This is a genomic window from Pseudomonadota bacterium (assembly GCA_016719885.1).
Classification (GTDB): Bacteria; Pseudomonadota; Gammaproteobacteria.
Genome location: JADJYF010000014.1, coordinates 121,335 through 145,576 on the forward strand (window position 1 = coordinate 121,335; position 24,242 = coordinate 145,576).

General features: G+C 65.2%; 24 protein-coding genes. 9 read left to right on the plus strand and 15 right to left on the minus strand.

Annotation, left to right across the window (positions count from 1 at the left end):
• Window positions 1-7: 7 nt before the first annotated feature.
• The 14 genes from glmU to mnmG all read right to left on the minus strand — a co-directional run bounded on the left by glmU (window position 8) and on the right by mnmG (window position 12,994).
• On the minus strand, window positions 8-1,375 hold the full coding sequence (glmU, locus tag IPM80_15680; GenBank protein MBK8959812.1) for a bifunctional UDP-N-acetylglucosamine diphosphorylase/glucosamine-1-phosphate N-acetyltransferase GlmU: 1,368 nt from the start codon (window positions 1,373-1,375) through the stop codon (window positions 8-10).
• A 143-nt stretch (window positions 1,376-1,518) separates the two neighbouring features.
• A complete protein-coding gene (locus tag IPM80_15685; GenBank protein ID MBK8959813.1) occupies window positions 1,519-1,944 on the minus strand; it encodes a F0F1 ATP synthase subunit epsilon in 426 nt (141 codons plus the stop codon).
• A gap of 37 nt (window positions 1,945-1,981) precedes the next feature.
• Complete coding sequence (gene atpD / locus IPM80_15690) at window positions 1,982-3,379, minus strand: F0F1 ATP synthase subunit beta (protein MBK8959814.1); 1,398 nt, start codon at window positions 3,377-3,379, stop codon at window positions 1,982-1,984.
• A 57-nt stretch (window positions 3,380-3,436) separates the two neighbouring features.
• Window positions 3,437-4,297: a F0F1 ATP synthase subunit gamma gene (atpG, locus tag IPM80_15695; GenBank protein ID MBK8959815.1), complete on the minus strand. Its 861-nt coding sequence runs from the start codon at window positions 4,295-4,297 to the stop codon at window positions 3,437-3,439.
• 23 nt (window positions 4,298-4,320) lie between these two features.
• Window positions 4,321-5,862, minus strand: coding sequence for a F0F1 ATP synthase subunit alpha (locus tag IPM80_15700; protein MBK8959816.1), 1,542 nt, complete (start codon window positions 5,860-5,862; stop codon window positions 4,321-4,323).
• 48 nt (window positions 5,863-5,910) lie between these two features.
• On the minus strand, window positions 5,911-6,444 hold the full coding sequence (locus IPM80_15705) for a F0F1 ATP synthase subunit delta (protein MBK8959817.1): 534 nt from the start codon (window positions 6,442-6,444) through the stop codon (window positions 5,911-5,913).
• Between the two features lie 8 nt (window positions 6,445-6,452).
• Window positions 6,453-6,923 (minus strand): F0F1 ATP synthase subunit B, encoded by a 471-nt coding sequence (locus tag IPM80_15710; GenBank protein ID MBK8959818.1) that lies wholly within the window; start codon window positions 6,921-6,923, stop codon window positions 6,453-6,455.
• A 29-nt stretch (window positions 6,924-6,952) separates the two neighbouring features.
• On the minus strand, window positions 6,953-7,210 hold the full coding sequence (gene atpE / locus IPM80_15715; GenBank protein MBK8959819.1) for a F0F1 ATP synthase subunit C: 258 nt from the start codon (window positions 7,208-7,210) through the stop codon (window positions 6,953-6,955).
• Between the two features lie 45 nt (window positions 7,211-7,255).
• On the minus strand, window positions 7,256-8,086 hold the full coding sequence (atpB, locus tag IPM80_15720; GenBank protein ID MBK8959820.1) for a F0F1 ATP synthase subunit A: 831 nt from the start codon (window positions 8,084-8,086) through the stop codon (window positions 7,256-7,258).
• Window positions 8,087-8,116: 30 nt separating this feature from the next.
• Complete coding sequence (locus IPM80_15725; GenBank protein MBK8959821.1) at window positions 8,117-8,572, minus strand: ATP synthase subunit I; 456 nt, start codon at window positions 8,570-8,572, stop codon at window positions 8,117-8,119.
• Between the two features lie 112 nt (window positions 8,573-8,684).
• Window positions 8,685-9,557: a ParB/RepB/Spo0J family partition protein gene (locus IPM80_15730; GenBank protein MBK8959822.1), complete on the minus strand. Its 873-nt coding sequence runs from the start codon at window positions 9,555-9,557 to the stop codon at window positions 8,685-8,687.
• A gap of 31 nt (window positions 9,558-9,588) precedes the next feature.
• Window positions 9,589-10,365 carry a ParA family protein gene (locus IPM80_15735; GenBank protein ID MBK8959823.1) on the minus strand — a complete coding sequence of 259 codons (777 nt, stop codon included), beginning with the start codon at window positions 10,363-10,365 and terminating at the stop codon, window positions 9,589-9,591.
• Between the two features lie 66 nt (window positions 10,366-10,431).
• Complete coding sequence (rsmG, locus tag IPM80_15740) at window positions 10,432-11,097, minus strand: 16S rRNA (guanine(527)-N(7))-methyltransferase RsmG (protein ID MBK8959824.1); 666 nt, start codon at window positions 11,095-11,097, stop codon at window positions 10,432-10,434.
• A gap of 4 nt (window positions 11,098-11,101) precedes the next feature.
• Complete coding sequence (gene mnmG, locus IPM80_15745; GenBank protein ID MBK8959825.1) at window positions 11,102-12,994, minus strand: tRNA uridine-5-carboxymethylaminomethyl(34) synthesis enzyme MnmG; 1,893 nt, start codon at window positions 12,992-12,994, stop codon at window positions 11,102-11,104.
• A gap of 383 nt (window positions 12,995-13,377) precedes the next feature.
• Between mnmG and IPM80_15750 the strand changes: the two genes are divergently transcribed.
• The 4 genes from IPM80_15750 to IPM80_15765 are packed head-to-tail and all read left to right on the plus strand — an operon-like array spanning window position 13,378 to window position 18,164.
• Window positions 13,378-14,334 (plus strand): ABC transporter ATP-binding protein, encoded by a 957-nt coding sequence (locus IPM80_15750; GenBank protein MBK8959826.1) that lies wholly within the window; start codon window positions 13,378-13,380, stop codon window positions 14,332-14,334.
• Window positions 14,331-15,065, plus strand: a complete 735-nt coding sequence (locus tag IPM80_15755) for an ABC transporter permease subunit (protein MBK8959827.1) — start codon at window positions 14,331-14,333, stop codon at window positions 15,063-15,065. The genes IPM80_15750 and IPM80_15755 overlap by 4 nt, the downstream gene beginning before the upstream one ends.
• Before the next feature lie 36 nt (window positions 15,066-15,101).
• Complete coding sequence (locus IPM80_15760; GenBank protein MBK8959828.1) at window positions 15,102-16,988, plus strand: Gldg family protein; 1,887 nt, start codon at window positions 15,102-15,104, stop codon at window positions 16,986-16,988.
• 21 nt (window positions 16,989-17,009) lie between these two features.
• Window positions 17,010-18,164, plus strand: coding sequence for a DUF4340 domain-containing protein (locus IPM80_15765; protein ID MBK8959829.1), 1,155 nt, complete (start codon window positions 17,010-17,012; stop codon window positions 18,162-18,164).
• A 42-nt stretch (window positions 18,165-18,206) separates the two neighbouring features.
• Here IPM80_15765 and IPM80_15770 read toward each other — a convergent pair whose 3' ends face one another.
• A complete protein-coding gene (locus tag IPM80_15770; GenBank protein ID MBK8959830.1) occupies window positions 18,207-18,770 on the minus strand; it encodes a hypothetical protein in 564 nt (187 codons plus the stop codon).
• 140 nt (window positions 18,771-18,910) lie between these two features.
• Here IPM80_15770 and glyQ point away from each other — a divergent pair, with 140 nt between their 5' ends.
• From glyQ to hemB, 5 genes are read left to right on the plus strand one after another with little or no spacing between them, the layout of a single operon-like run.
• A complete protein-coding gene (gene glyQ / locus IPM80_15775; GenBank protein MBK8959831.1) occupies window positions 18,911-19,837 on the plus strand; it encodes a glycine--tRNA ligase subunit alpha in 927 nt (308 codons plus the stop codon).
• Window positions 19,834-21,912: a glycine--tRNA ligase subunit beta gene (locus IPM80_15780; protein ID MBK8959832.1), complete on the plus strand. Its 2,079-nt coding sequence runs from the start codon at window positions 19,834-19,836 to the stop codon at window positions 21,910-21,912. The genes glyQ and IPM80_15780 overlap by 4 nt, the downstream gene beginning before the upstream one ends.
• 4 nt (window positions 21,913-21,916) lie before the next feature.
• The gene (gene gmhB / locus IPM80_15785) at window positions 21,917-22,447 is read left to right on the plus strand and encodes a D-glycero-beta-D-manno-heptose 1,7-bisphosphate 7-phosphatase (GenBank protein ID MBK8959833.1); all 531 of its coding nucleotides are present in this window, start codon (window positions 21,917-21,919) and stop codon (window positions 22,445-22,447) included.
• 2 nt (window positions 22,448-22,449) lie between these two features.
• Window positions 22,450-23,175, plus strand: coding sequence for a 1-acyl-sn-glycerol-3-phosphate acyltransferase (locus tag IPM80_15790; GenBank protein MBK8959834.1), 726 nt, complete (start codon window positions 22,450-22,452; stop codon window positions 23,173-23,175).
• Between the two features lie 50 nt (window positions 23,176-23,225).
• Window positions 23,226-24,233, plus strand: coding sequence for a porphobilinogen synthase (gene hemB / locus IPM80_15795; protein ID MBK8959835.1), 1,008 nt, complete (start codon window positions 23,226-23,228; stop codon window positions 24,231-24,233).
• The last annotated feature ends 9 nt before the right edge of the window (window positions 24,234-24,242 follow it).

Consider the following 24,242-nt stretch of genomic DNA (forward strand, 5'->3'; position numbering starts at 1 on the left):
CGCGGGCTTATTTCTTTGGCTTGCGCGGCCGCTGCCAGCCGCTGATGGTCTTTTGGCGCACGCGACTGATGACCAGCTTGTCCGCTTCAACATCATCGGTGACGGTGGTGCCGGCACCGATGGTCACACCCTTGCCGATGCGCACCGGCGCCACCAGCTGGGTATCCGAGCCGACGAACACGTCGTCCTCGATGATGGTCTTGTGCTTGAAAGCGCCATCGTAATTGCAGGTGATGGTGCCGGCGCCAACATTCACCGCGCGGCCGATCTCGGCGTCGCCGACATAGGCCAGGTGATTGACCTTGCTCCCTTCGCCGATATCGGATTTCTTGATCTCGACGAAATTGCCGATATGCGTGTCGCGACCGAGATTGGTTTCGGGACGCACGCGTGAAAAAGGCCCGATACGCGACACCGCGCCGATGGTGGCCGACTCGATCACGCAGTTGGGCAGGATCTCCACGCCCTCACCGATGCTGGCATTGGCGATGAAATTGTTGGGGCCGATGCGCACGTTGTCGCCCAGCACCACGCGGCCTTCGAACACCACGTTGACGTCGATGACGACATCGCGTCCGCAGATCAGCTCACCGCGCACGTCGATGCGCGCCGGGTCCATCAAGGTCACGCCCGCGTCGAGCAGCGCGTTGGCGATGCGGGTTTGATGAATGCGCTCGACCTCGGCGAGTTGGCGGCGGTTGTTCACGCCCATCGCTTCATCGGCGTCGTCGATGTGCACGCGTTTGACGGCGATGCCCTCGCTGACCGCCATCTCGACGCAGTCCGTCAGGTAATACTCGCCCTGGGCGTTGCTGTTGCCGAGTTTCGGGATCCAGCGTTTGAGGTGCGCGGCGTCGATAGCCATGATGCCGGTATTGATTTCGGCGATTTCAAGTTCCACGGCCGTGGCGTCCTTGTGTTCGACGATGCGCGCCACGTTGCCGGCCGCGTCACGCAGGATGCGCCCGTAACCGCTGGGGTCGGTCATGGTGACCGTCAACACGGCGAAGCCGCTTTCAGCGGCGGCGTCGAGCAGGCCCGCCAGCGACGACGCGCGCAGCAGCGGCACATCGCCGTAAAGAATCAGCACCAGGCCCTGCGCCGGCAACTGGTCGAGCGTCTGCGCCACTGCATGGCCGGTGCCCAGCTGTTCAGCCTGCTCGGCCCAGGCGAGATTGCGATGCGCAAGGCCTTCGCGCAGGCGTTGCCCGCCGTGGCCGTAGACCACCACCGGCGTGGCCGTCGCCACTTCGGCGGCGGCATCGAGCACGTGTTCGACCATGGGCTTGCCAGCCACGCGGTGCATGACTTTCGGCAGGTTGGAATGCATACGTTTGCCCTGCCCGGCGGCAAGGACGACGATCGCGGCAGACATGAATTCCCCTTCAGCGCTGACGTGGTTGGAGTCTAGAGCAAGTACGCCGGACATTTAACGAAAAAACGCGGCTCGAAGCCGCGTTTCCGAGTTCGTCGCGACCACTGCGTTAGCGGCCGCGAGGCAGGGATATGCAGTGGCGCTCAGCGCCCGCCGCGCCGGCGCAGGCGCTGGATGGTCTGCAGCTGCGCGATGGTCTCGGCCAGCTCGGCACGCGCCTTGGCATAGTCCATGGCGCCGGAGTGGTCGGAGAGGTTACGCTCGGCCGCTTCCTTGGCTTTCAACACCGCCGCCTCGTCGAGGTCTTCGGCGCGCTCGGCGGTGTCCGACAGCACGGTCACCACGCGAGGCTGCACTTCGAGCATGCCGCCCGAAATGTAGAAAGCCTGTTCCTTGCCATCTTCGAGCTTGAGCCGCACTTCGCCCGGCCCCAGACGGGTCAGGAGCGGCGTATGGCCAGGCGCGATGCCGACTTCACCAAGAATGGCGGGCGCGAACACCATCTCGGCAAGGCCGGAGAAGATTTCGCGCTCGGCGCTGACGATATCGACGTGTACGGTCATGGCCATGTCCTGTCTCGCTCTATGCTCGCCCGAAGTCGCCCGTTCAGATCTTCTTGGCCTTCTCGACCGCTTCTTCGATCGAGCCCACCATGTAGAAGGCCTGCTCCGGCAGGTGGTCGTACTCGCCGGCTACGATCGCCTTGAACCCGGCGATGGTGTCCTTGAGCGGCACGTACTTGCCCGGCGTGCCGGTGAACACTTCCGCGACCGAGAACGGCTGCGACAGGAAGCGCTGGATCTTGCGCGCGCGGAACACGGTGAGTTTGTCGGTTTCCGACAGTTCGTCCATGCCCAGGATCGCGATGATGTCGCGCAGTTCCTTGTAGCGCTGCAGGGTGTTCTGCACGGCGCGTGCGGTGTCGTAATGATCCTGACCGACGACCAGCGGGTCGAGCTGACGGCTGGTGGAGTCCAGCGGGTCCACGGCCGGGTAGATGCCGAGCTCGGCAATCTGACGGGACAACACCACGGTCGCGTCCAAGTGCGCGAAGGTGGTGGCCGGCGACGGGTCGGTCAAGTCGTCGGCCGGCACGTACACCGCCTGGATGGAGGTGATGGAACCGGTCTTGGTCGAGGTGATGCGCTCCTGCAGCTTGCCCATTTCCTCGGCGAGGGTCGGCTGGTAGCCCACCGCCGACGGCATGCGGCCGAGCAGCGCGGACACTTCCACGCCGGCGAGGGTGAAACGATAGATGTTGTCGACGAACAGCAGCACGTCGCGGCCTTCATCGCGGAACTTCTCGGCGATGGTGAGACCGGTCAGCGCCACGCGCAGGCGGTTGCCGGGCGGTTCGTTCATCTGGCCGTAAACCATGGCCACCTTGGACTTCTGGAAGTCCTTGACGTCGACGACGCCCGCTTCCTGCATTTCATGGTAGAAGTCGTTGCCTTCGCGGGTACGCTCACCGACACCGGTGAACACCGACAGACCCGAGTGCTCGGTGGCGATGTTGTTGATGAGCTCCATCATGTTGACGGTCTTGCCCACGCCGGCGCCGCCGAACAGGCCGACCTTGCCGCCCTTGGCGAACGGGCACACCAAGTCGATGACCTTGATGCCGGTTTCGAGCAGCTCGGTGGTCGGCGACAACTCGACGAACTTCGGCGCTTCGCGATGGATGACCATACGCTCGTCCTCACCGATGGGGCCGAGTTCGTCGATGGGCTCGCCGAGCACGTTCATGATGCGGCCGAGGGTCTTGATACCGACCGGCACCTTGATGCCGGCGCCGGTGTTGGCCGCGACCATGCCGCGACGCAGACCGTCGGTGGAACCGAGCGCGATGGTTCTGACCACGCCGTCACCAAGCTGCTGCTGCACTTCCAGCGTGATCGAGGTGTTCTCGATGGTCAGCGCGTCATAAATATGCGGCACGCTCGCGGTCGGGAACTTGACGTCCACGACGGCGCCAATGACCTGTACTACGTCTCCAGAACTCATCGCTAAAGTTCCTCTTAAGTCGGATGCTTTGATTCAGTTGTTCGTTTGCGCGCGCGTTTAGACCGCGGCGGCGCCGGCCACGATTTCGGACAGCTCTTGCGTAATCGCCGCCTGTCGGGCCTTGTTATAAATGAGCTGCAGCTCGTCGATGAGCTTGCCGGCGTTGTCCGAGGCCGACTTCATGGCCACCATGCGCGCCGCCTGTTCGCAGGCGATGTTCTCGACCACGCCCTGGTAGACCAGCGACTCGATGTAGCGGGTCAGAAGCTGATCCATCACCTCGCGCGCTTCGGGTTCGTAGATGTAATCCCAATGGTGCTTGAGATCCGCCGAGTCGCTCGGCGGCAGCGGCAGAAGCTGCTCGAAATCCGGCTTCTGGGTCATGCGGTTGACGAACTGGTTGTACATCAGGAACACCTGATCCACGCGCCCTTCGTCGTAGGCATCGAGCATGATCTTGATGGTGCCGATCAGTTGTTCGAGCTGCGGCGCATCGCCGAGACCGCTGACCTGGCCGACCACGTTGCCACCGATACGCGAGAAGAAGCCCACGCCCTTGGTGCCGATCACGCACAGCTCGAGTTCCACACCCTCGCCTTCCCATTTCTGGAACTGGCGCAGCGCCTGGCGGAACAGGTTGCCGTTCAGGCCGCCGCACAGGCCGCGGTCCGAAGTGACGACGATCGCGCCGACGCGTTTGACTTCGCGCTGGATCAGGAACGGGTGCTTGTACTCGCTGTTGGCATGGGCGATGTGCGCCACCACCTGACGCATCTTGTCCGCGTAGGGGCGCGCCGAAGCCATGCGGTCCTGCGCCCGACGCATCTTGCTCGCCGCGACCATTTTCATGGCCTTGGTGATCTTCTGCGTGTTCTTGACGCTCGCAATCTTGGTGCGAATCTCTTTGGCTGCGGCCATCTTCGACTACCTTAAGGTTGCGCTTACCAGCTCTGGGTCGACTTGAAGCTGTCGAGGGCCGCCTTCATGCCGCTCTCGATGGCGTCGTCGAAGTCGCCGGACTCGTTGATCTTGTCGATCAGCGCCTTGTGCGAGGACGCCATGTAGCTGTGCAGCGCGGCTTCGAAGTCGCCGACCTTGGCCAGTTCGACGTCGTCGATGTAACCGCGATCAACTGCGAACAGCGACACCGCCATCTGCGCCACGGACAGCGGCGAGTACTGCTTCTGCTTCATCAGTTCCATCACGCGCTGGCCACGCTCGAGCTGCTTGCGGGTCGCCTCGTCGAGGTCGGACGCAAACTGCGAGAACGCCGCGAGTTCGCGGTACTGGGCGAGCGCCAGACGCACACCGCCGCCGAGCTTCTTGATGATCTTGGTCTGCGCCGCACCACCCACGCGGGATACCGACAGACCGGCATTGATGGCCGGACGGAAACCCGAGTTGAAGAGGTTGGTTTCGAGGTAGATCTGGCCGTCGGTGATGGAGATCACGTTGGTCGGCACGAAGGCCGACACGTCACCGGCCTGGGTCTCGATGATCGGCAACGCGGTCAGCGAACCGGTCTTGCCCTTCACTTCACCATTGGTCAGCTTCTCGACCTCGACCGCGTTGATGCGCGCGGCGCGCTCGAGCAGACGGGAATGGAGATAGAACACGTCGCCCGGATACGCTTCGCGACCCGGCGGACGGCGCAGCAGCAGCGACACCTGGCGATAGGCCCAGGCCTGCTTGGTCAAGTCATCATAGATGATGAGGGCGTCTTCACCGCGGTCGCGGAAGTACTCGCCCATCGCGCAACCGGCGTAGGGCGCGATGTACTGCATGGCGGCGGAGTCGGACGCGGTGGCCGCGACGATGATGGTGTGCTCCATCGCGCCGTGCTCTTCGAGCTTGCGAATGACAGTGTTGATCGACGACGCCTTCTGGCCGATGGCGACGTAGATGCACTTAATGCCGGTGCCTTTCTGGTTGATGATGGCGTCGACGGCGACGGCGGTCTTGCCGGTCTGGCGGTCACCGATGATCAGTTCGCGCTGACCGCGACCGACCGGCACCATCGCATCGATGGATTTCAGACCGGTCTGCACCGGCTGGCTGACCGACTGGCGCGCGATAACGCCGGGCGCGATCTTTTCGATCGGCTGGGTGAGCGCCGTGCCGAGGTCGCCCTTGCCGTCTATCGGCTTGCCGAGCGAATCGACCACGCGACCGAGCAGTTCCTTGCCGACCGGCACTTCGAGAATGCGACCCGTGCAACGGCAGGTGTCGCCTTCCGAGATGTGCTCGTACTGGCCGAGGATGACCGCGCCCACCGAATCCTGCTCGAGGTTCAGAGCGAGGCCGAACACGCCGCCCGGAAACTCGATCATTTCACCCTGCATGACGTCCGACAGGCCGTGGATGCGGGCGATGCCGTCAGACAGGCTGACCACGGTACCTTCGGTCCGCGCTTCGGCCTTCAGGTTGAGGCCTTCGATCTTCTTCTTGATCAGTTCGCTGATTTCAGTTGCGCTGATGCTCATGGCAATCCTCTGCGGCAAAGACTATGTAGTTTCGTGTGGGGCCGGCCTTCAGCCTGCCTGCTGGGCTAGCGCCGTCAGGCGGCCGCGCAGCGAGAGGTCAATCACGGAGTCGCCGACCTTGATGACCGCGCCCCCAATAAGGGCGGAGTCGACGGACGCGTCGATCTTGCAGTCCTTGCCAAGTCGTCCGCGCATCGCGGCATCGATCTTGGCGCGTTCCGCGTCGCTCAAGGGGAAGGCGGAAACGACTTCCACTTTCACCTGGCCTTCGGCATTTGCACGGCTGCGTTCGAACAGCTGGGCGATTTCCGGCGCGAGTTCCAGGCGTTCGCTCTCGATCAGGGTGGCGACGAAGTTGCGTCCCGCGGCGGAAAGCCGCGTGCCGAACAGGTCGCTGACCAAGCCCAGGAGTTGCTCGCGGCTGACCTTGGGATGACCGATGAAGCCGGCCAACGCCGGATCGACGACCGCCGAGGCCAAGGTCTGCAGGGTGGCCGACCAGGCAGGCACCTCGCCGTGCTCGACGGCATAGGCAAAGGCCGCGGCGGCGTACGGACGGGCGATGGTGAGTTTCTCTTGCATGACCGCTGCTACAGGTTGGCTGCGAGCTTGTCGAGCACGTCGCGATGCGCCTTCTCGTCGACTTCGCGCATCAGGATCTGCTCGGCTCCGACCAGCGCGAGACGCGCGACCTGGCCACGCAGTTCATCACGTGCCCGGTTGCGGTTCTGCTCGATCTCGGCGGCTGCCGACAGTTTGATCTTGTCGGCTTCATCGCGCGCGACGGTCTTGGCGGCTTCCACGATCTCATCGTGACGCTTCTGCGCCTGCACAATGAGTTCCTGGGCCTTGTCCTTACCCTCACGCAGAAGATCGGTCGCACGCTTCTCGGCAAGCTCGAGGTCGTGCTTGCCACGCTCACCGGCGGCGAGGCCGTCGGCAATACGCGATTCACGCTCTTCCAAAGCCTTGATGATCGGCGGCCACACGTATTTGACGCAGAACCAGACGAAGATCCCGAAGGAGATCATCTGGCCCAGCAGTGTCAGATTCATGTTCATGACTGGCCTACCTTGTTCTGAACCGCGGTTTAGTGAGCGATCTGACCGAGGAAGGGGTTGGCGAACATCAAGAGCGCCGCGAAGGCGATGGCGATAATCGGCACCGCGTCAGTCAGACCGAGCATGAGGAACATGCGGGCCTGCAGCATCGGCACCAATTCGGGCTGGCGCGCCGCGCCTTCCAGGAACTTGCTGCCGAGGATACCGATACCCACACCAGCACCCAACGCACCCAGACCGACCATGACACCGGCAGCCAGGGCCGAAAAGGCAACTATAGATTCCATAGTTATTCTCCTCTGATGAATTTCGTTGAAAAAGAAACTTGAAAATTAATGCGCGTCGTCGTGACTTTCGTGAGCCTGGCCGAGATACACGATGGTCAACATCATGAAGATGTAGGCCTGCAGCGTAATGACCAGGATGTGGAAAATCGCCCACGGCACCGACACCACCCACTGCAACCAGAATGGAATGAGCGCGGTGATCAACACGAACACCAGCTCACCGGCGAACATGTTGCCGAACAGTCGCAGTGACAGCGACAGGGGCTTGGCGATGAAGGACACGAGTTCGAGCGGCAGGTTGGCGAACACCATGTACTTGCCGAAGGGATGAAAGAGGAATTCTCCGGCGAAACCGCCGATGCCCTTGACCTTGATGCCGTAGTAGATCATCAGCAGGAAGACCGAGAGCGACATGCCGAAAGTGGCGTTGACGTCGGTGGTCGGCACCATCTTCATATGGCCGAGGCCCGCCGCCGAAGCCAGCATCGGCACCACGTCCACCGGCACGAGATCCATGAGGTTCATCATGAAAATCCAGGCGAAGATGGTCAGCGCCAGCGGCGCGATGAGGGCATTGCGGCCGTGGAAGGCGTCCTTGACGCTGCCGGCCACCATTTCCACCACCATCTCGATCAAAAGCTGCAGGCGCGATGGCTTGTCGACCGACACGTTGGCCGCGACCTTGCGGAAGTAGTAGCAGAAAATCACGCCGCACAGGATGGCCCAGCCCATGGTGTCGACGTTGATGGCCATGAAGCCCATGGCCTTGGCATCGGCGGCGTGTTCGGCGAAACCCAGCGAGCCGTCGGGCAGGCGCCCGTAGGTCAGGTTCTGGATGTGATGGCCGATATATTCAGCGGGTGAAGCCGATGACATTGACTGAAATCCGATGTTATCCGTTCGTTCTTACAAAGATGAACCCGCGCCCGTCGTCGGCGACCGCGGTGCTTCACCGACATCGATGAACAGCAGCGCCAGCCAGTTGATTGCCACCATCGCGAGATAGCCCGCGACGACAATCAGGAACACGACATCCAGGAGCCGGATCGCAATCACGAACAAAGCGATCGTGAACGCGATCTTGAGCAGTTCCCCCGTATAAATTCCGCGCAACGACTCGCTCGGCGTTGCGCCCGGTCCCCGCCGCAGCAGGCGTCTGGCCAGGTAGAAATTGGGCACGATCGCAATGACGGCGCCGACCAGGGCCGAACAGGCCGCGGTCTTTCCAAGCCACACACCGAGAATCAATGACAGGGCCACGGCGGCCAGCGATTGCGCGGCCAAGAGCCTCATCATGGCGTGCTGCGCGCGCTCGCGCAGTGGTCCACGAGCGACGCCTTTAGGGCGCTGACTGGTGAGCACGCTATCTTCTGCTGGCGTTAAGTCGGCGAGTTTAGCCGCTCATGTCGCAGCGCGGCAAGCCTCGGCGGCGAAAAGTTTGCAAACAAGCCTGCCGGCAAGCGCGGCGCCGTCGTCATTTGATGTGGGCGAGGATGCCATCGAGCTCGTCCAACGAGCCGTAGCTGATGACCAGGGTGCCCTTGCCGCCCGCCGCGTGCTTGATGGCGACCACGGCGCCGAGACGCTCCGCCAGCGATTGCTCGAGCTGACGCACGTTGGGGTCGACTTCCTTCTTCGACGCGGCCGGCTTGTCGGCCTGCTCGCCCTTCAGCCGCCGCACCAGCGCTTCGGCTTCGCGCACCGACAGGCCGGCGGTGGCTATCTTGCGGCCGGCCTCGACCTGCACCGCGCCCGCTAGGCCCAGCAAGGCGCGGGCATGACCCATCTCGAGGTCACCGCGCTCGAGCATTTCGCGGCACGGCGCTTCCAGTTCCAGCAGGCGCAGCAGGTTGCTGACCGCGGCCCGTGAGCGGCCGACGGCGTCGGCGACTTCCTGGTGGGTCATGCTGAATTCGCGGATCAGGCGCTCGAGGGCCAGCGCCTCCTCGATCGGATTCAACTGCTCGCGCTGGATGTTCTCGATCAGCGCGATGCTCATGGCCTGGGCGTCGGGCACGCGCTTGACGATGGCCGGAATGGCGCTCAAGCCGGCCAATTGCGTGGCGCGCCAGCGCCGCTCGCCGGCGATGAGTTCGTAGCGGCCGCCGTCGCCGATGGGCCGGATCACGACCGGCTGCACCACGCCCTGGGCTTTGATCGAATCGGCCAGTTCCTGCAGGGTGTCGGTCTTCATGTCCAGGCGCGGCTGGTACTGGCCGCGCTGGATGAGGTCGACCGGCACCATCTTCAGCTGGTCGCCGTTGGCTTCCTCTATCGCGACCTGCTCGGCGCCGAGGCCCAGCAAGGCGTCGAGTCCGCGTCCGAGTCCGCGCTTCTTGATGGTCATGGCCGCTCGTTTCCCCCGTAGTGCGCGGACGTCAGGCCGCGCTCGCCTCTTCGCGGCGCAGCATCTCGCCGGCCAACGCCAGGTAGGCCGTCGCGCCGCTCGAGGACTTGTCGTAAATCAACGCCGGCAGGCCGTGGCTGGGTGCCTCGGCCAGGCGTACGTTGCGTGGAATGATGGTGCGATAGACCTGCTCGCCGAAATGCTCGAGCAGCTGCCGCGACACCTCGTTGGCGAGGTTGTTGCGCGGGTCGAACATGGTGCGCAACAGGCCTTCGATCTTGAGGCCGGGATTCAGGAAACGGCGGATTTTCTCGATGGTTTCGAGCAACGCCGAGAGTCCTTCCAGGGCGAAGTATTCGCACTGGGTGGGGATCACCACGGCGTCCGCCGCGACCAGCGCGTTGACCGTCAGCATGTTCAGCGACGGCGGGCAGTCGATGATGACGTAGTCATAGCGGGCGCGCAGGTGTTCGAGCGCGTGGCGCAGGCGCATTTCGCGTCCCAGCTCCTCGAGCAGGCCAACCTCGGCGCCGGTCAGGTCGGCATTGCCCGGCAGCAGGTGATAGCCCGCCGCGGCATTGGTCACCAGCGCGTCCTCGATGCTGCTGTCGCCCATCAGCACGTCGTAGCTGGAGCGGAACAGCTGGCGCTTGTCGATGCCGCTGCCCATGGTGGCATTGCCCTGCGGGTCGAGATCGATGAGCAGGGTCGGGCGCTTGAACGCGGCCAGCGAGGCGGCCAGGTTGACGCTGGTGGTGGTCTTGCCGACACCGCCTTTCTGGTTGGCAATGGCGAGAACGCGTGACATCGCTACGGCATACCGTTGGCAGTGGATGGAAGATGCATGGTGCGGTCTGGGCGAGACCGGCCTGGATTATGGCACAAAGGCACCGGCCTCCGAAGCCGCCGCGTCGGCCTTGACGATCACGAGGTGACGCTCGGCATAGCCCGGGACCTCGAGGCTGACGGTGGTCAGCGCCGCCGCCGGCAGCGCGCAGGCATCGAGCTCATTGGCCACCAGCGGCCCCTTCATCGCCAGCAGGCGCGAGCCCGGGCGCCGCAGGGCGCCCGTGGCGGTCAGCAGCGCCGGCAGCGACGCCACGGCGCGTGCGATGAGGGTGTCGTAGTCGTGGGCCGGGCGATGATCCTCGACCCGCGCGCACACCACCTCGACGTTCGCGAGTGCCAGTTCGATACGCACCTGGGTCAGGAAACGGGCGCGCTTGGCGCGCGGCTCGAGCAGCGTCACGGCGAGATCCGGGCGCGCGATGGCCAGCACCACGCCGGGCAGGCCATTGCCGCTGCCGATATCCAGCACGCGACCGCTGCCCGCATACGGCACCACCGCCAGGCTGTCGACGAGCTGTTCGCGCGCGAAGGCCAGCGCGGTGGCGGCGCCGGTCAGGTTGGCAACCTGCCCCCAACGCATGACCATGGCGATGTACCGTTCGAATTGCTCGAGCTGTGACGGCGCGAGAGCGAGGCCATAGCGCGCCGCTGCCTCGGCCAACACCTCGCGCACCGACGTGGCCGACGTCACGCGCTCACGCCGAGCGCGACTGGCGCGCTCCGCTCTTCTTCAAATGCACCAGCAGCAAGGAGATGGCGGCCGGCGTGACGCCGGCGATGCGCGCCGCCTGGCCGACGGTATGCGGCCGGTGGCTGGCGAGCTTCTGGCGCACCTCGCTGGACAGGCCACGCACCAGCGCGTAATCGAGCGCGGCGGGGATGGTGGCGTCTTCCTGTTCGCGGTGACGCACCACTTCCGCCTGCTGCCTGTCGATGTAACCGCGGTAACGAGCGCTGATCTCGAGCTGGTCGATGACTTCCGCATCGTCCACGCCCGGGCCGACGCCGGGCAGCTGCATGAGGCGCGCGTAGTCGAGCTCCGGCCGCCGCAGCAGATCCGACAGGCGCTGGTCCTTGCGCAAAGGCTGTCCGAGCACCTCGGTGGCGACGTCGGCCGCCAGGCGCTCGGGCGACAGCCACACGCTGTCCAGACGCGCCTGTTCGCATTCCAGGGCCTGGTGCTTGGCTTCGAAGCGCGCCCAACGCGCGTCATCGACCAACCCGAGCTCACGTGCAATCGGCGTCAGGCGCAGATCCGCGTTGTCCTCACGCAGCATCAGGCGGTATTCGGCGCGGCTGGTGAACATGCGGTAGGGCTCGGCGGTGCCGCGCGTGACGAGGTCGTCGACCATCACGCCGATATAAGCCTCGTCGCGACGCGGATACCAGGGTTCTTGCCCGCGCGCGCGGCGCGCGGCATTGATGCCGGCCAACAGGCCCTGCGCGGCGGCCTCCTCGTAGCCGGTGGTGCCGTTGATCTGACCGGCGAAGAACAGGCCGGCAATCTCCTTTGTTTCGAGCCACGGCGTGATGTCTCGCGGATCGAAATAGTCGTACTCGATGGCATAGCCCGGGCGCGTGATCACGGCCCGTTCGAAGCCCTTGATGGAGCGAATGAAGTCGAGTTGGATGTCGAACGGCAAACTGGTCGAGAGCCCGTTCGGATAGATCTCGTTGCTGGTCAGGCCTTCCGGTTCGACGAAGATCTGGTGGCTGTCCTTGTCGGCGAAGCGCACCACCTTGTCTTCTATGGACGGGCAATAGCGCGGTCCGACGCCTTCGATGGCGCCGTTGAACAGGGGCGAGCGCGACAGGCCGTTGCGTATCAACTCATGGGTGCGCGCACTGGTGTAGGTGATGTGGCACGGCACCTGGCGCGGATGTTCCGCGACGCGGCCCATGAAGGAAAACACCGGGCAGGGGTCGTCGCCGGGCTGGGTGTCGAGCACGCTGAAATCGATGCTGCGGCCATCGATGCGCGGCGGCGTCCCGGTTTTGAGCCGCCCGACCCGGAGCGGCAGTTCACGCAGACGCGCGGCCAGGCGCATGGCGGGCGGGTCACCGGCGCGGCCGGCGTTATAGTTGGCGTCGCCGATGTGCACGAGGCCGGCCAGAAAGGTGCCGACTGTAAGCACCACCACCGGCGCGCGAAACGCGAGTCCCATCTGCGTCACCACGCCGGCCACGCGTTCGCCCTCGACCAGCACATCGTCGACCGCCTGCTGGAACAGCGTGAGATTGGGCTGGTTCTCCAGCGCCTGGCGTGCGCTGACCTTGTACAGGGCGCGGTCGATCTGCGCGCGCGTGGCACGCACGGCCGGACCCTTGCTGGCATTGAGAATGCGGAAATGGATGCCGCAGGCATCGGCGCCGTGGGCCATGAAGCCGCCCATCGCGTCGATCTCTTTCACCAGGTGGCCCTTGCCGATGCCGCCGATGGCCGGATTGCAGGACATCTGTCCCAGGCTTTCGATGCTCTGGGTGAGCAGCAGGGTGCGCGCGCCCATGCGCGCGGCGGCCAGCGCCGCCTCGGTGCCGGCGTGCCCACCGCCCACCACGATGACGTCATAGGACTCGGGATAGTGCATGGCGCGCGGGCTCGCGAAGAAAAACGGGCGGTGAGGATACTGCCGCGTGGCAGGCATTTGAAGCGCGGAGCGTGGTGCGGCGCGCGGCCCGCTGTCACGCGCTTCATCATCGCCACCATGAAACTTCGCGGCGCAGGTCGGGTCTGGCCCTTTTGTTGACGCATTTAACGGGCGTGTGGAACACTCTCGCGCCCACCGACGGGGGTGCTGAACACCGCGACGAGGGCACGGGTTCAACCTTGAGACGCAGTCGAACGCACCCCGACACAGTCCGGACGACGACAGTTGCCGTGCATGGCCGAGCGGGCGCGTAGCGCCGTTCGCCGAGTATCCGGCTGCCCGTTCAAACAAGCGGCATACAAGAGGCCCACGGCATGGAAACCTTGATTGAAGTCAAAGGTTTGAGCAAGAACTTCGGCGCGCTGCAAGCGGTCAGTGACATCTCGCTCACGGTCACGCGCGGTGAAGTGCTGGGGTTTCTCGGCCCCAACGGCGCCGGCAAATCCACCACCATGAAAATGATCACCGGCTTCCTCGCGCCGAGCGCGGGCAGCGTGTCGGTGGCCGGCTTCGATATCGAACAGGCGCCGCTGGATGCCAAGGCACGGCTCGGCTACGTGCCCGAAGGCGCGCCCGCCTATGGCGAGATGACGCCGGCCACCTTCCTCGACTTCATTGCCGACATCCGCAACATTCCCCACGCGCGCCGTCGCGAACGCATCACCGAAGTGATCGGCAAGATTCACCTCGAGAAGGTCATGCATCAGCGCATCGAAACCTTGTCCAAGGGTTTCAAGCGCCGCGTCGGCCTCGCCCAAGCCATCCTGCACGACCCCGAAATACTGGTGATGGACGAGCCGACCGACGGTCTCGATCCGAATCAGAAGCACGAGGTGCGTGAACTCATCAAGGAAATGGCGCCGCACAAGGCCATCGTCATTTCCACCCACATCCTCGAGGAAGTGGACGCGGTGTGCACGCGCGCCATCATCATCAACCAGGGCCGCCTGATCTTCAGCGGCACGCCGCTCGAACTCGCGCAGCGCTCGCGTTATCACAATGCGCTGACCGTGATCGTGCCGGCGGCGGCGCGCGCCGAGGCCCGCGCCGTGATTGCAGGTCTCGCCGCCGGCCACACCATCGAAGAACAACTGGTGGGCAGCGATGCGCGCCTCACTGTCAGCGGCGGCCCGGCGCTGCCGCTGGCCGAGCTGCAACGGCGTCTCGGCGAGAAGGAATGCAACGTCAATGGATTCTTCGTCGAACACGGCCATCTCGACGAAGTGTTTCGCACACTGACTACCGCGGCCAGCGCCAGCGGCGAGGTGCATCGCACATGAACGGTCTGTCCACCATTTTGAAACGCGAACTGCGTGCCTACTTCGCGACGCCGGTCGCCTACGTGTTCATCGTCATCTTCCTGGTGCTGGCCGGGGTCGCGACGTTCTACATGGGCGGTTTCTACGAACGCGGCCAGGCCGACCTGGAGCCTTTCTTCCAGTTCCATCCGTGGCTGTACATGTTCCTCATTCCCGCCATTTCGATGCGCCTGTGGTCCGAAGAGCGCAAGGCCGGCACGCTGGAATTGTTGCTGACCCTGCCGGTGCCGCTCGGCGCGGCGGTGGTGGGTAAATTCCTCGCCGCCTGGATCTTCACCGCGGTGGCGCTGGCCGGCACGCTGCCGCTGTGGCTGACGGTCAACTACCTCGGCGATCCGGACAACACCGTGATCTTCGCCGGCTACCTCGGCAGCCTGTTGATGGCCGGCGGCTTTCTTGCCATCGGCGCCTGCATTTCGGCGCTGACCAAGAACCAGGTCATCGCCTTCGTGGTGAGCTTCGTGATCTGCTTTGCCTTCAATCTCAGCGGTTTTCCGATGGTCATCGACATGTTCAGCGCGTGGGCGCCGCAGGCCATCGTCGACGTGATCAGTTCCTTCAGCTTCCTGACCCATTTCAATTCCATCGTCAAAGGCGTGATCGACGTGCGCGACGTGGTGTTCTTCGCCACGCTGATCGCGTTCTGGCTGTATGCCAACGTGCTCGCCATCGAAATCAACAAGAGCAATTGACGCGCCCCTGCGCGCTTCACACGCCAAGGTAATGCCATGAACAGAAAGCTGGTCACTGGAACGGGGCTCGTCGTCGCGCTGGCGCTGTTCCTGACGGTCAACATCATCGCCAACCAGGGCCTCACCTCCCTGCGTCTCGACCTGACGGAGAACAAGCTCTACACCCTGTCGTCGGGCAGCAAGAACATCCTGAAGCAGCTCGAGGAACCGATCACCGTCCGCCTGTACTACTCGGCCAAGGAATTCGCCAACATCCCGCAGCTCCTGAATTACGGCAAGCGCGTGCGCGACATGCTGGAGGAATACGCGGCGGCGGGCGACGGCAAGGTCAAGCTCATGGTCATCGACCCCGAGCCGTTCTCGGAGGCCGAGGACGAAGCGGTGTCCTACGGCGTGCGCCCGGTGCCGCTGTCGGCGAGCGGCGAACAGGGCTATCTCGGCGTGGTCGCCACCAACGCCACCGACGACGTGCAAGCCCTGCCCCTGCTGAGTCCGGATCGTGAGGATGCGCTCGAATACGAGTTGACCAAGATGGTCTACGCCCTCGCCCATCCCAAGAAACGCGTGATCGGTGTGATCTCGACCTTGCCGGTGCTGGCGCCGCCACCCGATCCCATGACCGGCCGCCAGCGCGCCCAGGACTGGACCAGCTTCCTGCTGTTGAAAGAGCTGTACGACATCAAGGAAATGACGCCCGACACCACCACCATCGACAAGAGCGTCGACACCCTGGTGGTGGTGCATCCCAAGAGCCTGCCGGCGGCAACGCTGTACGCCATCGACCAGTTCGTGCTGAAGGGCGGCAAGGCCATGATCTTCGTCGACCCGCTGGCCGAACAGGACCAGGCCCAGCCCGATCCGGAGCGCCCCGGCGTGCCGCCCAAGCTCGATTCCGATCTCGAGCCGCTGTTCGCGAAATGGGGCATCAAGTTGACGCCCGAAAAAGTGGTGGGCGATCCGACCGTGGCGGTGCGCGTGACCTTCCGCACCCAACGCGGCCCGCAGGAAGTGGAATACCTGCCATGGCTGCAACTGCAGGGCGCCGCGCTCAATCACGAGGACTTCATCACCAACGAACTCAACTCGGTCAACATCGGTACCGCCGGCTCGCTGGAAGCCCTGCCCGACAGCAAGATGAAAGTCGTGCCGTTGCTGCAGACCGACACCAGCGGCGGTTTGATCGATCGCGACTCGATCATTTTCGTGCGCAATCCGGCCGGCCTGCTCGACAACTTCAAGTCCGACGGCAAACACCACGTGATCGCCATGCGCGTCTCGGGCAATGCCGCGACGGCCTATCCCGACGGGCGCCCGACAAGCGAAGAACAGAAGAACGCCGGGCCCGATGCCGAGTTCGTGGCCACCTCGAAAGCGCCCATCAATGTCATCGTGGTGGCGGATACCGACCTGCTCGCCGATCGCTTCTGGGTGCGCTTCAACACCTTTGGCGACATGCGCCAGCCCGAGCCCTTCGGCAACAACGGCGACTTCCTGATCAACGCCATCGACACCCTCGGCGGCAATGACGACTTGATCAGTCTGCGCAGCCGCGGCCAGTACACGCGGCCGTTCAAGGTCGTGCAAGACATACAACGCGAAGCCGAAGCGCAGTTCCGCGATCGTCAAAAGGCCTTGCAGGACAAGCTCAGCGAAACCGAGCAGAAGCTGGCCAGCCTGCAGGGCGAGCACAGCGGCAAGGAGTTGATCCTGACGCCGGAGCAGAAGACCGAGCTCGAGACCTTCCGCCAGGAGCAGCTCAAGACGCGCAAGGAACTGCGCGCCGTGCAGCATGAACTCGACGCCAACATCGAAGGTCTGGGCACGCGCCTGAAATTCCTCAACACCGCGCTGGTGCCACTGGTGATCGCGCTGCTGGCCATCGCCGTGAGCCTGGTGACGGGCCGCGCCCGTCGCGGCGCGTAATTGGCCGGGAGAGCGCCACCGATGAACAACAAATTGCTCGCCGCCCTGCTGCTGGCCGTGGTATTGGGCGCCATGGCCTGGAAGATCAGCCGCGACAAGGCGCCACAGACCGAGGTCACGCGCAGCGCCTTGAGCGCCGGTCTGCTCGACAAGCTCAACGAGGTCTCGCGCATCGAACTGCGCGGCGCCGACAACAGCACCACCTTGAAGCGCGCCAAGGATCAATGGACGGTGGCCAACCGCGACGATTTCCCGGCCGAGCCGGCGGCGGTGAAGCGCCTGCTGCTGGGTCTTGCGGATCTGCAGATCGTCGAAGCCAAGACCAGCCTGCCCGGCAGTTACGCGCGTATCGGCGTGGCCGATCCCGGCGCGGGCTCCGACAGTCTCGGCGTCGAACTCTACGGCGCCAAGGACGCCAAGCTGCTGGCGCTGGTGGTCGGCCATAAGCGCGAGGGCGGGCAACAAAGCCAGCGCTATGTGCGGCGCGCGGGCGAAGCGCAGTCCTACCTCGTCAACGGCAAGGTCGAGGCCAGCGCCGATCCCATCACCTGGCTCGATGCACGCATCGTCGACGTCGATACCGCGCGCGTGCGCCAGGTGGTCATCACGCCCGCCGACGGCGCGCGCATTGCAATCGCCAAGCGCAAGCCCAAGGACAACTTCTTCGAACTGGTGGACGTGCCGGCCGGCAAGGTGCCGCGCTCCAAGGCGCTGGTCTCGAGTCTCGGCGCCGTGCTTCTCGACCTGCGCTTCAACAGCGTGGCGGCCGCCGCGCGTTTCGCCGACGCCAAGCCGCTACGGCAAACCACCGTCGAGACCTTCGACGGACTGGTGACGCGCATCGACGAATTCGAAGCCGAGGGCAAGACCTGGGCGCGCTTCGATTTCGCCTACGACGCCGCCATCGTCGACGCCGAGGCGGTGAAAGACATCGCGCCGGCCGCCAGCGAGCCGCCGCCGGTGCCGGGCGCCGAGGGCGCCGAAGGCGCCAAGCCGGCTGTCGAGCCGGCCGCCAAGGAGAGCGTCGATGCGGAAGCAACGCGCCTCAAGGCGCGCAACGCGGCGTGGGTCTACGAACTACCGGATTACAAGCTGCGCTTGCTTGGCAAGCGCCTGGATGACCTGGTGCAGGCGCCGAGCAAGGACGACGCGAAACAGCCCGCGACCACGCCCTGACGGCGAAGTCGCGCCGCGGGGCGCCCTGCCCCGCGCCAGCGCTCAGTGAACGTGCTGACTGGTGCCGCAGGACGCCGGCAGCGCGCTGGTCATGGAGCGCAGCATGCGCCAGCCATGGGCGCTGCCGAGTTCATGCCACAGGTTGTAGGCATTGAAGCCATCGATGCAGGGCTCACCGCTCTGCAACACGCGCAGGGTCTGCAAGGTATCCATGGCGCGCACGAACTCGTCGGCGAGCGCCGCGTGGATTTCCGATTTGTGTTTGGAAGCGTACTCGCGATAGGCGTGGCGTCCGACTTCGACGAAGTAGGACACCGGCACGCCCTTGGCGATGGCGTGCTCGGGAAACAGCCCGGCGAACAGCAGGCATTGATCGCCGACCACGGCCGGGTCGGAGGTATCGGCATGCAGGATGCGGTCGATACGGTCGATGAAGCCGTTCTCCAGGTCCTGGGTCGAGACCCCGGCGCCGACATGGCGGAACAACAGGCTCACCAGGTGTTCCTCGACCGCGGGCGTGAGGCGCACACCGGCAGCCAACTGGGCATGGGTGAGCAGGGCACGCCAACCGGCGGTCTCGGCAATGTGCAGTTCGGGGTGGGCCATGATGATTCCTCGCTTGGGGAAAATGTCGGCCCGCGGCGCCTAAGCTTTAGTCCGCGCGCGGCGGCCGGCGCGTGCCCTGGGATGCGGCCTGCGGCTATACTGCCGCCCCCTATGGCCACCCGCGATCGCGCCCACCACCCATGACTCAAGGAAGCTCCACGCCCGCCAGTTTCCAGGCACTGATATTCGAATTGCAGCGTTACTGGAGCGGTCATGGTTGCGTCATCGCGCAGCCCTACGACATGGAAATGGGCGCCGGCACCTTTCATCCGTCGACCTTCCTGCGCGCCATCGGCCCCGAGCCGTGGCGGGCGGCCTACGTGCAACCGTCGCGCCGGCCGACCGACGGGCGTTACGGCGACAATCCCAATCGCCTGCAGCACTACTTCCAGTTCCAGGTGATCCTGAAACCCTCGCCCGACAACATCCAGGAGCTGTACCTCGAGTCGCTGCGCACGCTCGGCATCGATCTCAAGGTGCACGACGTGCGCTTCGTCGAAGACAACTGGGAATCGCCGACGCTCGGCGCCTGGGGTCTCGGCTGGGAGGTATGGCTGAACGGCATGGAGATCACGCAGTTCACTTACTTCCAGCAGGTGGGCGGCCTCGACTGCCGGCCGGTGTCGGGCGAGATCACCTATGGCCTCGAGCGCATCGCCATGTACCTGCAGGGCGTCAACTCGGTCTACGACCTGCTGTGGACCGAATCAGCCGGCGGTCGCGTGACCTACGGCGACGTCTACCATCAGAACGAAGTGGAGATGTCCGCCTACAACTTCGAGCATGCCGACACGGCGGCGCTGTTCGCGTGGTTCGACCAGTGCGAAGCGGCCGCCACGCGCATGATTGAAGTCAACCTGCCGCTGCCCGCCTACGAGCAGATGCTCAAGGCGTCCCATACCTTCAACCTGCTGGACGCGCGTCGCGCGCTGTCGGTGACGGAACGCCAGCGCTACATCCTGCGCGTGCGCACCCTCGCGCGCGCCGTCGCCGAGACCTATCACGCCGCGCGCGAGAAGCTCGGCTTTCCGCTGCTGGCAGCGAGCAAGGAGGGGCAGCCGGCATGAGCCGCCACGACAATCTGCTGGTTGAACTCGGCACCGAGGAACTGCCGCCCAAGGCGCTGTTGAACTTGTCCGAGGCGTTTGCCGCCGGCCTCGACAAGCTGTTGCGCGGCGCCGGCTTCGAATTCACCGCTCTCGAACGCTACGCCACGCCGCGGCGCCTCGCCCTGCGCGTGGAGCAGATCGCTGCCGAACAGCCCGAGCGCGTCGAAACCCGCCGCGGCCCGGCGCTCGGCGCCGCCTTCGACGCCAGCGGCGCGCCGACCAAGGCCGCGCAGGGATTTGCGCGATCCTGCGGCGTCGAGGTCAGTGCCCTCGGGCGCCTGAAGAGCGACGAAGGTGAATGGCTGAGCTTCGAACAGCGGGTGGCGGGACGCCGCTTGTTCGATGTGCTGCCCGAGATGGTCAACCAGGCGCTGGCCGGTTTGCCGATTCCCAAGCGCATGCGCTGGGGCGCGCACAGCGCCGAATTCGTGCGACCGGTGCACTGGGTGGTGATGCTCTATGGCAGCGAGGTGGTGGCGGGTGAAGTGCTGGGCCTCGCCGCCGATCGCGTGACGCGCGGTCATCGCTTCATGCATGGCGCACCAATCGCGCTGGCCCACGCCGACGACTACGTCGCGAGCCTGGCGTCGCCGGGCTATGTGATCGCACCCTTCGCCGCGCGTCGCGATCGTGTGCGCGCCCTGATTGAAGCAAGCGCGGCGAGCGAAGGCGGTACGGCGGTCATCGACGACGCGCTGCTCGATGAAGTGACCGCGCTGGTGGAATGGCCGGTGCCGATCTGCGGCAGTTTCGATGCCCATTTTCTCGAACTGCCCGGCGAAGTGCTGATCGCGTCCATGCAGGGCCATCAGAAATATTTCCCGATCCGCGACGCCCACGGCGCGCTGCGCAATCGCTTCATCACGCTCGCCAACCTCGAGAGCGCGGCGCCGGAAGCGATCCGCGCCGGCAACGAGCGCGTCATCCGTCCGCGCCTGTCGGACGCCGATTTCTTCTACCGCGCCGACCGCGCCAAGCGTCTCGACAGCCGCCTGCCGGGGCTGGACAGCATGATGTACGAGAAGCGTCTCGGCTCGCTGGGCGACAAGACGCGGCGCATCGTCAGTCTCGCCGCCACGCTGGCCAGCGCCTGCGGCGCGGATTCGGCGCTGGCGGGCCGCGCCGCCGAGCTGTCGCGATGCGACCTGCTATCGGACCTGGTCGGCGAATTCCCGGAGCTGCAGGGCACCATGGGCAGCTACTACGCGGCCGCCGATGGCGAGGCGGGCGAAGTGAGCGTGGCCCTCGGCGAGTTCTACCAGCCGCGCTTTTCCGGCGATGCCATTCCCGCCACCGAGGTCGGTCGCGCGGTGGCGCTGGCGGACAAGCTCGATTCGCTGGTCGGCATCTTCGGCATCGGCTCGGCGCCGACCGGCGATCGCGATCCCTTTGCCCTGCGCCGCGCCGCCATCGGCCTGTTGCGCATCGTCATCGAGGCCGACATCGCGCTCGATCTGCGCGAGGCCATCGACTTCGCGCTGGCGACCTATGCCGGCGTCAAGCTGGCGCCCGACACCGCCGAGCAGGTGTACGCGTTCGTGCGCGAACGGCTGCGCGGCTATTACCTCGAGCGCGGCACGCCCAACGACGTGTGCGCGGCGGTATTCGCCAATGACCCGAGTTCGCCCGCGGAAGTGGCGCGCCGCCTGGTGGCCGTCAGCGGCTTCCGCGCCTTGCCGGCCGCCGCGGCGCTGGCCGCCGCCAACAAGCGCATTGCCAACATCCTGAAGAAGCTCGATGCGCCGCCGGCGGCCAAGGTCGATGACACGCTGCTGGCGGATCCCGCCGAGCGCGAGTTGGCGGCGCGCTACGCGGCGCTGGCGCCGCAGGCGGAACAGCTCTTCCTTGCGCGCGAATACACCCGCTACATGGAATTGCTGGCCTCGCTGCGTGAACCGGTCGACGCCTTCTTCGACGGCGTGATGGTGATGTGCGAGGACGCCGCGCTGCGTGCCAATCGCCTCGCGCTGCTGGCGCAACTGCATGCGCTGTTCACGCGGGTGGCCGATATCGCGCGCCTGCACGACGCCTGACGCGATGCGCACGCTGCTGCTCGATCGTGACGGCGTGATCAACCAGGATTCGCGTGACTACATCCGCTCGCCCAGCCATTGGCGCGCGCTGCCGGGCGCGCTCGAAGCGATGGCGCGTGCGCAACGGGCCGGCTTCCGACTGGTGGTCGTCAGCAATCAATCGGGGCTCGCGCGCGGTCTGTTCGGCATCCGCGAATTGAACGCCATTCACCAGCGCCTGTGCGACGAGCTGGCGCGCTTCGGCGGCCGCGTCGAAGCCTTCTTCTTCTGCCCGCACCTGCCCAGCGAGGACTGCAACTGCCGCAAGCCGCGCGCCGGCCTGCTGTTGTCGCTGGGTGAACGCCTGGGCATCGACCTCGCGCGCACCACCTTCATCGGCGACCGCGTCAGCGATGTGCGCGCGGCGCGCGCGGTGGGCGCCCGCCCGATGCTGGTGCGCACCGGCATCGACCCCATCAATCCCGATGAACTCGCGCCTTGCGGCCCGGTGGAAATCTTCGACGCGCTGCCGGACGCGGTGGCGGCCCTGGTGTAGACATGGCCAAGTTCCGCTCGATCGTCTTCTACACTGGGCTCGCGCCGCTGACGGTGCTGTTCAGCTTCATCGGCATCGCCATCCTGCCGCTGCCGCGTCCGTGGCGTTACGCCGTCATCACGCGCTGGTCACGGCTGACCATCGCCTGGTTGAAACTCGCCTGCGGCCTCGACTGGCGGGTCACGGGTCGCGAGAACATTCCCGCCACGCCGGGCGTGATCCTGTGCAAACACCAATCGGCATGGGAGACCATCACGCTGCAGCTGATCTTTCCGCGCCAGTCGCAGGTATTGAAGAAGGAACTGCTGCACGTGCCGTTCTTCGGTTGGGGCCTGGCCAGCCTGAATCCGATCGCCATCGACCGCAAGGCCGGCACCAAGGCGCTGCGCACCGTGCTCGAACTCGGCGCCGAGCGCATCAGGCAAGGCTGGTGGGTGCTGCTGTTCCCGGAAGGCACACGCATCGCGCCGGGCGAAAAAGGTCGCTACACGCAGACCGGCGCGGCGCTGGCGCTGGCGGCGGAAACCGTGGTGGTGCCGGTCGCGCACAACGCCGGCGTGTTCTGGGCGCGCAATGCCCTGACCAAGTATCCCGGCACCATCGATGTCGTGATCGGCCCGCCCATCGAAACCACGGGCAAGAGCGCCAAGGCCATCACCGTCGAAGCGGAACACTGGATCGAACAGACCTGCGCGCGCCTGCCACGCACGCCCGGCGGCTCGGCGTAGCGCGGTCCGACCCTTTACCATTGACCGACATATTTTTGGATAGCCAGGCCATGCGACACTCGAGCGACTCCCGATTTCCCGCCACCCGCATGCGCCGACTGCGCACGCACGACTTCATACGGCGGCTGGTGCAGGAAACCCGCATCTCGGTCAGCGATCTGATATGCCCGATGTTCATCTTGGATGGCGAGCGGCAACGCGAGCCGATAGCGAGCATGCCCGACGTCGAACGCTTGAGCATCGATCTCGCCATCGAACGCGCGCGCCGGCTGTACGAGCTCGGCATTCCAGCGGTGGCGCTGTTCCCGGTCACACCCGATGCGCGCAAGAGCGCCGATGGCCGCGAAGCCTACAATCCCGACGCCATCGCGCAGCGCGCCATCTCGCGCATGAAGGACGCGCTGCCCGAACTTGGGGTGATCACCGACGTCGCACTCGATCCGTTCACCACCCACGGCCACGACGGCGTGATGAACGACAAGGGCGAGATTCTCAACGATGCGTCGGTGGACGTGCTGGTGCGCCAGGCCCTGTCCCAGGCGCGCGCCGGCGTCGACATCGTCGCGCCGTCGGACATGATGGACGGCCGCATCGGCGCCATCCGCATGGCGCTCGAGAGCGAGGGCTTCCACAACGTCAAGATCCTCGCCTATTCAGCCAAGTACGCCTCGGCGTTCTACGGCCCGTTCCGCGACGCCGTGGGCTCGGGCGCCAAGCTCGGCAAAGGCAGCAAGAAAACCTACCAGATGGACGCCGGCAACAGCACCGAGGCGCTGCATGAAGTGGCGCTCGACCTGGCCGAAGGCGCGGACATGGTGATGGTCAAGCCGGGCATGCCCTATCTCGACATCGTGCAGCGTGTGAAAGCCGAGTTTGGGCGCCCGACTTTCGTCTACCAGGTGAGCGGTGAATACGCGATGCTGAAGGCCGCCGGCCAGGCTGGCTGGCTGGACGAACGCGCGGTGGCGCTGGAGTCCATGCAGGCGTTCAAACGCGCCGGCGCCGACGGCATCCTCACCTACTTCGCCGAAGCCGTCGCCACCTGGTTGGCCGAATGAACCCGCGCG

What these genes read in the sequence shown, in the direction of transcription:
- atpB (MBK8959820.1), bottom strand. Translation starts at nt 8,086, where the DNA reads ATGTCATCGGCTTCACCCGCTGAATATATCGGCCATCACATCCAGAAC.
- IPM80_15765 (MBK8959829.1), top strand. Translation starts at nt 17,010, where the DNA reads ATGAACAACAAATTGCTCGCCGCCCTGCTGCTGGCCGTGGTATTGGGC.
- gmhB (MBK8959833.1), top strand. Translation starts at nt 21,917, where the DNA reads ATGCGCACGCTGCTGCTCGATCGTGACGGCGTGATCAACCAGGATTCG.
- IPM80_15700 (MBK8959816.1), bottom strand. Translation starts at nt 5,862, where the DNA reads ATGAGCATCAGCGCAACTGAAATCAGCGAACTGATCAAGAAGAAGATC.
- atpE (MBK8959819.1), bottom strand. Translation starts at nt 7,210, where the DNA reads ATGGAATCTATAGTTGCCTTTTCGGCCCTGGCTGCCGGTGTCATGGTC.
- IPM80_15705 (MBK8959817.1), bottom strand. Translation starts at nt 6,444, where the DNA reads ATGCAAGAGAAACTCACCATCGCCCGTCCGTACGCCGCCGCGGCCTTT.
- atpG (MBK8959815.1), bottom strand. Translation starts at nt 4,297, where the DNA reads ATGGCCGCAGCCAAAGAGATTCGCACCAAGATTGCGAGCGTCAAGAAC.
- IPM80_15770 (MBK8959830.1), bottom strand. Translation starts at nt 18,770, where the DNA reads ATGGCCCACCCCGAACTGCACATTGCCGAGACCGCCGGTTGGCGTGCC.
- IPM80_15780 (MBK8959832.1), top strand. Translation starts at nt 19,834, where the DNA reads ATGAGCCGCCACGACAATCTGCTGGTTGAACTCGGCACCGAGGAACTG.
- IPM80_15710 (MBK8959818.1), bottom strand. Translation starts at nt 6,923, where the DNA reads ATGAACATGAATCTGACACTGCTGGGCCAGATGATCTCCTTCGGGATC.
- glyQ (MBK8959831.1), top strand. Translation starts at nt 18,911, where the DNA reads ATGACTCAAGGAAGCTCCACGCCCGCCAGTTTCCAGGCACTGATATTC.
- mnmG (MBK8959825.1), bottom strand. Translation starts at nt 12,994, where the DNA reads ATGCACTATCCCGAGTCCTATGACGTCATCGTGGTGGGCGGTGGGCAC.
- IPM80_15790 (MBK8959834.1), top strand. Translation starts at nt 22,450, where the DNA reads ATGGCCAAGTTCCGCTCGATCGTCTTCTACACTGGGCTCGCGCCGCTG.
- IPM80_15685 (MBK8959813.1), bottom strand. Translation starts at nt 1,944, where the DNA reads ATGGCCATGACCGTACACGTCGATATCGTCAGCGCCGAGCGCGAAATC.
- glmU (MBK8959812.1), bottom strand. Translation starts at nt 1,375, where the DNA reads ATGTCTGCCGCGATCGTCGTCCTTGCCGCCGGGCAGGGCAAACGTATG.
- IPM80_15735 (MBK8959823.1), bottom strand. Translation starts at nt 10,365, where the DNA reads ATGTCACGCGTTCTCGCCATTGCCAACCAGAAAGGCGGTGTCGGCAAG.
- IPM80_15760 (MBK8959828.1), top strand. Translation starts at nt 15,102, where the DNA reads ATGAACAGAAAGCTGGTCACTGGAACGGGGCTCGTCGTCGCGCTGGCG.
- atpD (MBK8959814.1), bottom strand. Translation starts at nt 3,379, where the DNA reads ATGAGTTCTGGAGACGTAGTACAGGTCATTGGCGCCGTCGTGGACGTC.
- IPM80_15730 (MBK8959822.1), bottom strand. Translation starts at nt 9,557, where the DNA reads ATGACCATCAAGAAGCGCGGACTCGGACGCGGACTCGACGCCTTGCTG.
- hemB (MBK8959835.1), top strand. Translation starts at nt 23,226, where the DNA reads ATGCGACACTCGAGCGACTCCCGATTTCCCGCCACCCGCATGCGCCGA.
- IPM80_15755 (MBK8959827.1), top strand. Translation starts at nt 14,331, where the DNA reads ATGAACGGTCTGTCCACCATTTTGAAACGCGAACTGCGTGCCTACTTC.